This window comes from Gemmatimonadota bacterium, assembly GCA_009835325.1.
GTDB lineage: Bacteria > JAAXHH01 > JAAXHH01 > JAAXHH01 > JAAXHH01 > JAAXHH01.
Genome location: VXWP01000072.1, coordinates 1 through 11,332, shown reverse-complemented (window position 1 = coordinate 11,332; position 11,332 = coordinate 1). Strand labels below are relative to the sequence as shown.

Here is an 11,332-nt window from a genome sequence, read left to right as displayed (position 1 = left end):
GCGAAGGCGGCAGGACCGTCGGCGCGGGCGTCGTCACCGAAGTCATCGAGTAGCACGGCAGGTATAGACAGGACACCGGACGGAGCGGCCGAAGCGCCGCCCCCCGGCTGGTCCGGATGAACTTGACATAGAAGACGCGCATAACCGCAGGCCGGCGACGCGAACTGAGCGGAAAACACGGTTCCGGCCTGCCTTTTTATGCGGTGCGCACATGCGCGCGGGCACGCGGGAAAGAACGGCGCAGGTCGGGCGGACCGGCGCAACCGAACGAAGCAGGGATCATGTACGAACGAACGGTGGACTTTCTGAGGGAAGTGAGGACGGAGCTCTCCAAGGTGAGCTGGCCGAGCCGGAACGAACTGATCGGTTCGACGACCGTGGTCATCATCATCACGCTCATCCTGGCCGCCTTCACCGGCGTGATCGATTTCATCCTGTCCATCATACTGAGCCGTCTGCTCGGAGCCTGACGCGTAGCGACCTATGATGAGGTGATCAATGGACAAGCGCTGGTACGTGATTCATACCTACTCGGGTCACGAGAACAAGGTGAAGACCCACCTGGAGAAACTCAAGGTCCGGGAAGGGTTGGAAGAGAAGATCGGCGAGATCCTCATCCCTACCGAAGAAATCGTAGAGATGAAGCAGGGGAAGAAAACGTCTACCATACGCAAGCTTTTCCCGAGCTACGTCCTCGTGGAAATGGAGATGGACCGTGACTCCTGGCACCTGGTGACCAACGCGCCGGGCGTTACCCATTTCGTCGGGAGCGGGCCCCGGCCGCAGCCCCTGCGGGAGAATGAGCTGAACCGCATTCTGCACCGGGACGAGCCGCACAAGGAAAAGGGAGAAGGCGTGGAGATCCCCTACCGGACCGGCGACCAGGTCAAGGTGACGGACGGACCGTTCACCGATTTTACCGGCGTGGTGGAAGCGATACATCCGGACCGGCAGAAACTGAAGGTCATGGTGAGCATTTTCGGACGCGCGACCCCGGTGGAACTCGATTTCCTCCAGGTCTCCCACGTCACGTAGGAGGGTGCTGTGGCAAAGAAGATATCTACGGTGATCAAGCTCCAGGTACCGGCCGGGCAGGCGAATCCGGCGCCGCCGGTAGGATCGGCCCTCGGCCAGCACGGCGTCAATCCCATGGAGTTCTGCAAGGTCTTCAACGCGAAGACCAATGACCAGATGGGGCTGATCATACCGGTCGTGATCACGGTGTACGCCGACCGCAGTTTTTCCTTCATCACGAAGACGCCCCCGGCCGCGGTGCTGCTCAAGCGCGAGGCCGGACTGGCGAAGGCGTCGGGCGAACCCAACCGCGAGAAGGTCGGCAAGGTAACGCGGGACCAGGTGAGGCAGATCGCCGAGCTCAAGAAGCCGGACCTGAACGCCGCGGATACGGAAGCGGCCATGCGCATGATCGAAGGCACGGCCCGCAGCATGGGCATCGAGGTGGAAGGCTAACCGAGGCAAGTCGCAAGGAGATGGGCCATGAAAAGAGGCAGGCGCTACCTGGCCGCCAGGGAAAAAGTGGAAGCGGGGAAGGACTATCCCCTCGAGGACGCGTTGACGATCGTCAAGGAAACCTCGAAGACGAAATTCGACGAGACCGTCGACGTGGCCATGCGGCTGAACGTGGATCCCCGCCACGCGGACCAGATGGTACGGGGCGCCATCGCGCTGCCCCACGGAACGGGGAAGGAAACCAGGGTACTCGTGCTGACCCGGGGCGAAGCGCAGAAGGACGCCCAGGAGGCCGGCGCGGATTACGTCGGCGCCGACGAGTACATCGAGCAGATCGAGAAGGGCTGGACCGATTTCGACGTCGTGATCGCCACGCCCGATATCATGCGTGACGTCGGCAAGCTGGGCCGCGTACTGGGTCCGAGGGGCCTCATGCCCAACCCGAAGAGCGGCACCGTGACCTTCGACGTCGGTCCCGCGGTCCGGGAAGTCAAGGCGGGCCGGATCGAATACCGCGTGGACCGCAACGGCAACTTGCACGGTCCCGTGGGCAAGGTGTCCTTCTCCGTGGAGCAGCTGACGGAGAACGCCTCGACGTTCATCGACGCGGTCATGCGGGCGAAGCCTGCATCCGCCAAAGGGCAATACATCAGGCGTCTTACCGTCTCCTCCGCCATGGGACCCGGCGTACAGGTCGACCGCCAGGCGGCGGCCCGCGAGGCGTAGACGCATCCACGGCCCGGAAGCCGTTGACGGCCCGGAAGCCGTTGAAATCAAAGGAGTCTCGACACCATGCCCCAGCCGCGTGCCGTTAAAGAGCAGATCGTCCAGGATCTGTCGACGCGATTGAAGGAAACCGAAAGCGTGTACCTGACGGACCTCACCGGCCTGGACGTCGGCGAGGTAACCGAACTTCGAAGCCGGCTGCGGGCAGAGTCCGTGGAATGCCGCGTCATCAAGAACACGCTGACGCGCCTCGCCGTCGCGGACGCGGGCCTGCCCGACCTGGGCGAGACCCTGGACGGACCGACGGCGCTCGTCCTGTCGGCCGACCCGGTGGCCCCGGCGAAGATCCTCATCGATTTCGGCAAGGACCACGAAGAACGCCCCCGCATCAAGGGCGGGTTCCTGACCGGCGAGATCATCGACGCCGCGCAGGCCGTGACGCTTTCAAAGCTGCCCGGCAGGGACGAGCTGCTGGCCAAGACGGTGAGCGGCATCGCCGCGCCGATCAACGGCCTGGTGTTCACGTTGTCCGGCGTGCTGAGCGGCCTGGTCCGCACCCTGTCGGCCGTTTCGCAGCAGAAGGCTTCGCAGCAGGAGCGTTGAGCAGAAGAGCTGAGCAGAAGATCAAGAACATTAACGGCAGTATCCCTTAAATCCAATGGAGGTAAGCATCATGGCCGTGTCCGATATCGTAGATCAGATTGAACAGCTGACGGTGCTGGAATTGAATGATCTCGTGAAGACGCTCGAAGACAAGTTCGGTGTTTCAGCCGCGGCGACGGTGGCTGTCGCCGCACCCGGCGCCGCAGACGCGGCCGCGCCGGTGGAAGAGGAAAAAGACAGCTTCGACGTCGTGCTGACCGGTTTCGGCGACAAGAAGATCCAGGTCATCAAGGTCGTGCGCGCGATTACGGGCCTGGGACTGAAAGAGGCCAAGGCACTGGTTGACGGCGTTCCCGGCGCACTGAAGGAGGGCGTCCCGAAAGAAGAAGCCGACGACATTCAGAAGCAGATCGAAGAAGCGGGCGGAACAGTCGAACTCAAATAGGCGGGAAGGTAAGTCAGGACCGGGTCCGCGCGGCATGTGCGGCGATCCCGTCACGCGCACGGGGTCGTTGCCTTGTGTCCGCGTGTACTATTCACCTACCTGCCGAAAGGAAGTGGTCAGCCGATGGATAATACCCAGATCACACGCCACGATTATTCCAAACTGCCCTCCATCATCGAAATGCCGAATCTTCTGGCGGTCCAGATAGATTCCTTCAACGCGTTTCTGCAGGCCGACGTGCCCGTTTCCGAACGCCGGAACCAGGGCCTGCAGGCCGTTTTCCTCGACATTTTCCCCATCACGGACATCCACGAGCACTTCTCGCTCGAATTCATCGAGTACATGCTCGGAGAGCCCAAGTACACCGTTCTCGAGTGCCTGGAAGGGGGCATGACCTACGCGATCCCCCTGAAGGCGCGGCTGCGCCTGGTGATCCGCGAGGAGGGGGACGGCAAAAACACGAAGGGCGACAGCAAAAACGCAAAGGCCGACAGCAAGAAGGTCAAGGACATCATCGAGCAGACCGTATTCCTCGGCGAGCTCCCCCTGATCACGGAGAAGGGCACCTTCATCATCAACGGCGCCGAACGGGTCATCGTATCCCAGTTGCAGCGTTCCTACGGCGTGTTCTTCTCGGAAGAGACCCACCCCAACGGCAAGCAGCTCTATTCCGCCCGCATCATTCCTGAGCACGGCACCTGGCTGGAGTTCAGCCTGGACGTGAACGACGTGCTCTTCGTACACATCGACCGGAAGCGGAAATTCCCCGTGACGCTGCTGCTGCGGGCCCTGGGCTACGAAAGCAACGAAGATATCTACCAGTTGTTCTATGAATTCGACGACGTCCGGGCCAACAAGACCGGCGAACTCGTCGGCCGAAGCATCGGCGCAAAGGTGGTCGACAAGAAGACCGATGAGGTGATTGCCGAGAGCGGCGAACCGCTGACGGAAGCGCTGGCCGAACGTCTGGCCGAAGGGAACGGTCACCCGGGCAAGGTCAAGATCGTCCGGATGGACCCGACCCGGGAACCGGATGTCCTGGCCAATACCTTCAAGAAGGACACGACCGCCACGTCGGAAGAGGCGCTGTCCAAGATGTACAGCCTGCTGCGGCCGGGCGATCCGCCCAACCTGGAAACGGCCCAGGCCCTGATGGACCGCATGTTCTTCAACCAGAAGCGGTACAACCTGGCGGCCGTCGGGCGCCACCGGCTCAACAAGCGCCTGAACCTGGACGTGCCCATCGATACGACCATCCTGACGTCGAACGACTTCATCGCCATCATCGACTACCTGCTGAAACTGAGGCGGGGCGAAGGCGTCACGGACGACATCGACCATCTGGGCAACCGGCGGACGCGGTCCGTGGGCGAACTCCTCGCCCAGCAGTTCAATACCGGACTGACCCGCATGTCCCGGACCATCCGTGACCGGATCAGCCTCCACGACGCCGACTCGATCACGCCCCAGGACCTGGTGAACGCCCGGACGGTCTCTTCGGTGATCGCGGCGTTCTTCGGCAGCAGCCAGCTGTCGCAGTTCATGGAGCAGACCAACCCCCTGGCCGAACTGACGCACAAGCGCAGGCTCAGTTCGCTCGGTCCGGGCGGCCTGGACCGGTCGCACGCCAGTTTCGAGGTCCGCGACGTGCACCATACCCACTACGGGCGCATCTGTCCCATCGAGACGCCGGAAGGTCCGAATATCGGCCTGATCGCCTACATGGGCACCTACGGCAGGATCAACCGGTTCGGCTTCATCGAGACGCCCTACCGCCGGGTGGAGAAGGGCCGGATCACCGAGAAGATCGACTACCTGTCGGCCGATCAGGAAGAGGACTACATGATCGCCCAGGCGGCGATTTCGCTGGACGACGAAGGACGCATCGTCGGCCGCATTCCCACGCGCAACAAGGGCGACATCAAGCTGGTCGACCCCGCAGAGGTCGACTACATGGATGTTTCGCCCAAGCAGATCCTCGGCGTGTCCGCGGCCCTGATCCCCTTCCTGGAACACGACGACGCCAACCGGGCCCTCATGGGATCCAACATGCAGCGGCAGGCGGTACCCCTCCTGCGCACCGAGGCGCCCCTCGTGGGCACCGGCATGGAGCGGAAGGTCGCCGTGGATTCCGGCGCGGTGGTGGTCGCCAGGCAGAGCGGGACCGTGACGCAGGTCTCGGCCGACATGATCACGGTGACGCCGGACGAGACCGACGATTCCGATCTCTTCGACACGCCGCCCGACGTGTACCCGCTGACCAAGTTCAAGAAATCCAACCAGGAGACCTGCATCAACCAGAAGCCGATCGTGCAGACCGGCGCCCGCGTGGAAGCGGGGCAGGTGCTCGCGGACGGGCCGGCCACGGACCAGGGTGAACTCGCCCTTGGCCGCAACGTGCTGACCGCCTTCATGTCCTGGGAAGGATACAATTTCGAAGACGCCATCGTCGTCAGCGAAAGACTGGTCAAGCAGGATATCTTCTCCTCTATCCACATCACCGAGTTCGAGCTTCCCGCCCGCGAGACGAAAGTGGGCACCGAGGAGTTCACCTGCGAGATCCCCAACGTGAGCGAGGACGCCGTCCGCAACCTCGATGAATCCGGCATCATCCGGATCGGCGCCGAGGTGGGGCCCGGCGACATCCTCGTGGGCAAGGTGACCCCGAAGGGCGAACGGGAGCTGTCTCCGGAGGAACGCCTGCTGCGCGCCATCTTCGGCGAGAAGGCCGGCGACGTGCGGGACGCTTCCCTGAAGGCGCCTCCGGGCATGCAGGGCATCGTCATCGATACCCGCCTCTACAGCCGCAAGGACAGCGACAGCGTCGCCCGCGAGAAGGAACGGGAGACCCTGCGCGAGCTCGAGCGCGACTACCAGCAGCGCATCGACCAGGTCAAGGAGACGCGCAACGACAAGCTCAAGGAACTGCTCAGGGGCAAGGTGTGCGTCGAGCTGCGGGACGGCGAGACGGACGAAGTCGTGGTCCCGGCCAAGCGGAAATACACGGACAGCCGGCTGGCGGAACTCGAATTCGACCGGGTCATCCAGAGTGAGCGGTGGGTGGTCAACGCGGCCCTGAACGAACAGGTCCGGAAGGTCATCCAGGCTTCGGCCAAGAACATCCGGGAAATCGAGAACCAGCTGGAACGCGAGCAGGAGAAGATCCGGCGCGGCGACGAACTGGCCCCCGGCGTGATTCAACTGGTCAAGGTGTACGTGGCCAAGAAGAGAAAGCTCTCCGTGGGCGACAAGATGGCCGGCCGGCACGGGAACAAGGGCGTGGTGGCGAAGATCGTCCCGGAAGAGGACATGCCCTACCTGCCGGACGGGCGCCACATCGATATCATCCTGAATCCCCTGGGCGTGCCGGGCCGGATGAATCTCGGCCAGATCATGGAGATCCACATCGGATGGGTCGCCAGGGAAGAGGGCAGGTATATCGCGACCCCGGTGTTCGACGGGGCGTCCATCGATGAAATCAAGAACGCGCTGGACGACGCCGGCCTGCCCGAATCCGGCAAGAGTACGCTCTACGACGGCAAGACGGGCCTGCCCTTCGACAAGGAAGTCACGGTCGGCTACATGTACGTCATGAAGCTGAACCACCTGGTCGAAGACAAGATCCATGCCCGGTCGATCGGTCCCTACTCCCTGGTTACGCAGCAGCCGCTCGGCGGAAAGGCCCAGTTCGGCGGCCAGCGTTTCGGCGAAATGGAGGTCTGGGCCCTGCAGGCCTACGGCGCTTCGTACACGCTGCAGGAGATGCTGACCGTGAAGTCGGACGACGTCAACGGCCGTTCCCGGCTGTACGAGGCCATCGTCAAGGGCGACAACCCGCCTGAACCGGGGATACCGGAATCCTTCAACGTCCTCGTCAAGGAACTCCAGAGCCTGGCCCTGGACGTCCAGCTCGAAGAATGAAACGGTTTACACCTCACGAGCGGCGTTCCCGGAGGGACTCCGGCCGCCGACATGCCGACCCGAGGCTTGCAGCGATGATAATGATCAGGAGGTGTCACCAGTGGTCGATCTAATGCACAAGCAGCCCAAGAACCGCAGCACGATCCGGATACAACTGGCCTCCCCCGAAACGATCCGCAGGTGGTCCTACGGGGAAGTGACGAAACCGGAGACCATCAACTACCGGACCTTCAAACCGGAACGCGACGGCCTTTTCTGCGAACGCATCTTCGGTCCCGTGAAGGACTGGGAGTGCAACTGCGGCAAGTACAAGCGGATCCGTTACCGCGGCGTCATCTGCGACCGTTGCGGCGTGGAAGTCACGCAGGCGAAGGTGCGGCGGGAACGGCTCGGACACATCGAGCTGGCCGTTCCGGTCTGCCATATCTGGTATTTCAAGTCGCCCCCCAGCCGCATCGGCAACCTGCTGAACCTCTCCATCAGGAACCTGGAACGGGTAATCTACTACGAGTCCTACGTCATGCTGGACCCGGGAGACACCGAGTACCAGATCGGCGAGATTATCGACCAGGACACCTTCATGGACCTCGAGGAGGCGGGCCATGAGTTCGAGGCGGACATGGGCGCGGGCGCCCTGCGCCGCCTGCTGTCCGAGATCGACATCGAAGAGCTTTCCGTCGAACTGCGGACCCGGGTACGGATGGAAACCTCGGTCCAGCGGAAGAACGACGCACTGAAGCGGCTGAAGGTGGTCGAGGCGTTCCGGAACTCCAACGGACCGGACTCCGACGGCAACCGGCCCGAATGGATGATCATGGAAGTGCTGCCGGTCATCCCTCCCGACCTGCGGCCGCTGGTGCCCCTGGAAGGCGGAAGGTTCGCCACCTCCGATCTCAACGACCTGTACCGGCGCGTCATCAACCGGAACAACCGGCTCAAGAAACTGCTCGAGATCCGCGCGCCGGACGTCATCCTGCGCAACGAGAAGCGGATGCTGCAGGAAGCGGTGGACGCGCTGCTCGACAACGGCCGGCGTTCGCGGGCCGTGCGGGGCGACGGGAACCGCTCCCTCAAGTCCCTCTCGGACCTGCTCAAGGGCAAGCAGGGGCGCTTCCGCCAGAACCTGCTCGGCAAGCGGGTGGACTACTCGGGCCGTTCCGTCATCGTGGTGGAACCCGAGCTCAAGATCCACCAGTGCGGGCTGCCCAAGAACATCGCCCTGGAGCTCTTCAAGCCCTTCATCATCCAGCGGCTGGAAGACCGGGGCTTCGTGCAGACGGTCAAGAGCGCGAAGAAGATCGTGGAACGCGAGGAGCCCGAGGTCTGGGACATCCTCGAAGAGATCATCAAGGACCACCCGGTCCTGCTGAACCGGGCTCCCACCCTGCACCGGCTGGGTATCCAGGCTTTCATGCCGGTGCTCGTGGAAGGCAAGGCCATCCGCATCCACCCGCTCGTCTGCGAAGCCTTCAACGCCGATTTCGACGGCGACCAGATGCCGGTGCACGTCCCCATGTCCTTCGAGGCCCAGATCGAGGCCCGGGTCCTGATGCTGTCCTCGAACAACATTCTCGATCCGAAGAACGGGCAGCCGATCTGCGCGCCCAGCAAGGACATCGTCCTGGGGTGCTACTACCTGACCAAGGAGCTCACGGGCTGCCGGGGCGAAGGCAAGATCTTCTCGAGCGTTTCCGAGGTGATGCTCGCCTTCGACAACGACCTCGTGGATCTCCATGCCATCATCAAGCTGCGCCACGAGGGCAAGATGATGGAAACGACCGTCGGCCGGGTCATCTTCAACCAGATCCTGCCCCCGGAGATCGGCTTCCAGAACGAGGTGTTCGACAGCGGGGCCATCCGGGACATGGTGGCCACCGTATACCGCCAGCTGGGGAACTACCGCACGTGCGTGCTCCTCGACGAAGTCAAGCGGCTGGGTTTCCACTACGCGACCCTTTCGGGCCTGACCTCGGGCATCGACGACGTGGTCATCCCAGACGAGAAGGCGCAGATGATCAGTGACGCGGAAGCCGAGGTGCAGTCCATTCAGGAACAGTACGAGGGCCACGCCATCACCGAGGGCGAGCGATACAACAAGGTGATCGACGTGTGGCAGCACACCCGGACCAAGCTGAACGAGGTCGTCGAGACCACGCTCGAGGAGTCGGACGACGGCTTCAATCCCTTCTACATGATGATGGCCTCCGGCGCGCGGAGCAAGCTGGACCAGGTGGGACAGCTGTGCGGCATGCGCGGCCTCATGGCCAAGCCCCAGCGGAAGGTCGTCGGACAGGTCGGCGAGTACATCGAGACGCCCATCCTGTCCAACCTCAAGGAAGGGCTTACGGTCCTCGAGTACTTCACCTCCAGCCACGGCGGGCGCAAGGGACTGGCCGACACGGCCCTCAAGACCGCGGACGCCGGCTACCTGACCCGGCGGCTGGTGGACGTGGCGCAGAACGTGATCATCAACGAGGCGGACTGCGGCACGATCCGAGGCATCGAGATCGGCGCCCTGAAGGAGGGCGAGAACGTCATGGAACCGCTGGGCGACCGGGTGCTGGGCCGGGTCGTGCTGGACGACATCTACGACCCCATCACGCGGGAACTGCTGACGGCCGCCGGCGAGGAGATCAACGAGGAAGTCGCCGACCTCATCGAACAGCGCGGCGGCGTGCAGTACTCGGCCGATCCCGATGCGGAGATGAGCGAAACCGTGCACATCCGGTCCGTGCTGACCTGCGAGACCAAGCGCGGCGTGTGCGCCCGGTGCTACGGCCGGAACCTCGCCACGGGCTCCATGGTGGAAATGGGCGAGGCCGTCGGCGTCATGGCGGCGCAGAGCATCGGCGAGCCGGGTACGCAGCTGACGCTCCGCACCTTCCACATCGGCGGGATCGCGAGCCGCGACGCCACGCAGAACAAGATTACCACGAAGCAGGCGGGCAAGGCCGTCTTTACCGCGGTCGAGACCGTCACCCAGGAGAACGGCCTCCCCGTCGTCATCGGTCGGGCCGGCGAAATCACCATCCTGGACGCCGACGACAACCGGCGGGCCCACTTCTTCATCCCCTACGGCGCGGTCATGCTCACGGAGGACGGCGACGTCGTCGAGGAGAACCAGGCCCTGTTCGAATGGAACCCCTACAACATCCCGATCATCGCCGTCCAGGCCGGCGAAGTGCAGCTCGAAGACGTGGTGGCGGGAGAGACGCTTCGTGAACAGCTGGACGACACCACGGGCATGCGGCAGAAGGTGATCACGGAGAACCGGGGTTCCCGGGCGCTCCATCCGCGTATCTACATCGCGGACGCCAAGGGCAAGAAGAAGGATGAATACAACCTGCCCACCGGCGCCCACCTGCTCGTCACCGAGTTCACGGACCAGAGCAATACCGAACGCACCCACGTGCAGCCCGGTACGGTCCTCGCGCGCATACCGCGCTCCATCGGCAGGACCCGGGACATCACCGGCGGCCTGCCGCGCGTCGCCGAACTCTTCGAGGCGCGCCGGCCGCGCGACCCCGCCACGGTGGCGAAGGTGGACGGCGTCGTGAAGGTCGCCGGCATCGTCCGGCGCTCCCACCGCCTCCTCGTGCGCGCCGACGACGGGTCGGAACAGGAATACCTGATCCCCCAGGGCCGCCATCTCAGCGTACGCGACGGCGACCGGGTGCAGGCGGGCGAACCCCTGTCCGAAGGGTCCATCGACCCCCACGACATTCTCGAGATCCAGGGGGTGAACGCCGTACAGGAATACCTGGTGAACCAGATCCAGGAAGTCTACCGCATGCAGGGCGTGAGCATCAACGACAAGCACGTAGAAGTCATCGTGCGCCAGATGCTCCAGAAGGTCAAGGTGGACGACCCGGGCGACACGGAGTTTCTGAAGGGTGAGGCCGTGGACCGCACCCGTTTCCAGTGGGAGAACGACCGCGTGCTGCGCGAAGGCGGCGACCCGGCGACGAACCAGCCGCTCTTGCTGGGTATCGCCAAGGCCGCGCTGAGTACCGAGAGCTTCGTCTCCGCGGCGGCTTTCCAGGAAACGACGCGCGTGCTGACCGAAGCGGCCATCCAGGGCAAGCGGGACGCGCTCCTCGGACTGAAGGAGAACGTGATCATGGGTCACCTGATTCCCGCGGGTACGGGGCTGGACCGGTACAGCCA

At 63.6% G+C, this 11,332-nt stretch carries 8 protein-coding genes; all 8 read left to right on the top strand.

What is annotated here, in order from left to right; translation table 11 throughout:
* Nucleotides 1-281: 281 nt before the first annotated feature.
* On the top strand, nt 282-470 hold the full coding sequence (secE, locus tag F4Z81_09235; GenBank protein ID MXW05233.1) for a preprotein translocase subunit SecE: 189 nt from the start codon (nt 282-284) through the stop codon (nt 468-470).
* Nucleotides 471-498: 28 nt separating this feature from the next.
* On the top strand, nt 499-1,035 hold the full coding sequence (gene nusG, locus F4Z81_09230) for a transcription termination/antitermination factor NusG (protein MXW05232.1): 537 nt from the start codon (nt 499-501) through the stop codon (nt 1,033-1,035).
* A 9-nt stretch (nt 1,036-1,044) separates the two neighbouring features.
* Complete coding sequence (gene rplK, locus F4Z81_09225; GenBank protein MXW05231.1) at nt 1,045-1,470, top strand: 50S ribosomal protein L11; 426 nt, start codon at nt 1,045-1,047, stop codon at nt 1,468-1,470.
* A 27-nt stretch (nt 1,471-1,497) separates the two neighbouring features.
* Entirely contained in the window at nt 1,498-2,196 is a 699-nt protein-coding gene (locus tag F4Z81_09220; protein MXW05230.1) for a 50S ribosomal protein L1, read from the top strand.
* Between the two features lie 66 nt (nt 2,197-2,262).
* Complete coding sequence (locus F4Z81_09215) at nt 2,263-2,799, top strand: 50S ribosomal protein L10 (GenBank protein ID MXW05229.1); 537 nt, start codon at nt 2,263-2,265, stop codon at nt 2,797-2,799.
* 67 nt (nt 2,800-2,866) lie between these two features.
* On the top strand, nt 2,867-3,244 hold the full coding sequence (locus tag F4Z81_09210; GenBank protein ID MXW05228.1) for a 50S ribosomal protein L7/L12: 378 nt from the start codon (nt 2,867-2,869) through the stop codon (nt 3,242-3,244).
* Between the two features lie 123 nt (nt 3,245-3,367).
* Nucleotides 3,368-7,165: a DNA-directed RNA polymerase subunit beta gene (gene rpoB / locus F4Z81_09205; protein ID MXW05227.1), complete on the top strand. Its 3,798-nt coding sequence runs from the start codon at nt 3,368-3,370 to the stop codon at nt 7,163-7,165.
* A gap of 112 nt (nt 7,166-7,277) precedes the next feature.
* Nucleotides 7,278-11,332, top strand: a 4,055-nt coding sequence (gene rpoC, locus F4Z81_09200) for a DNA-directed RNA polymerase subunit beta' (protein ID MXW05226.1), incomplete at its 3' end; no start/stop codon positions are given.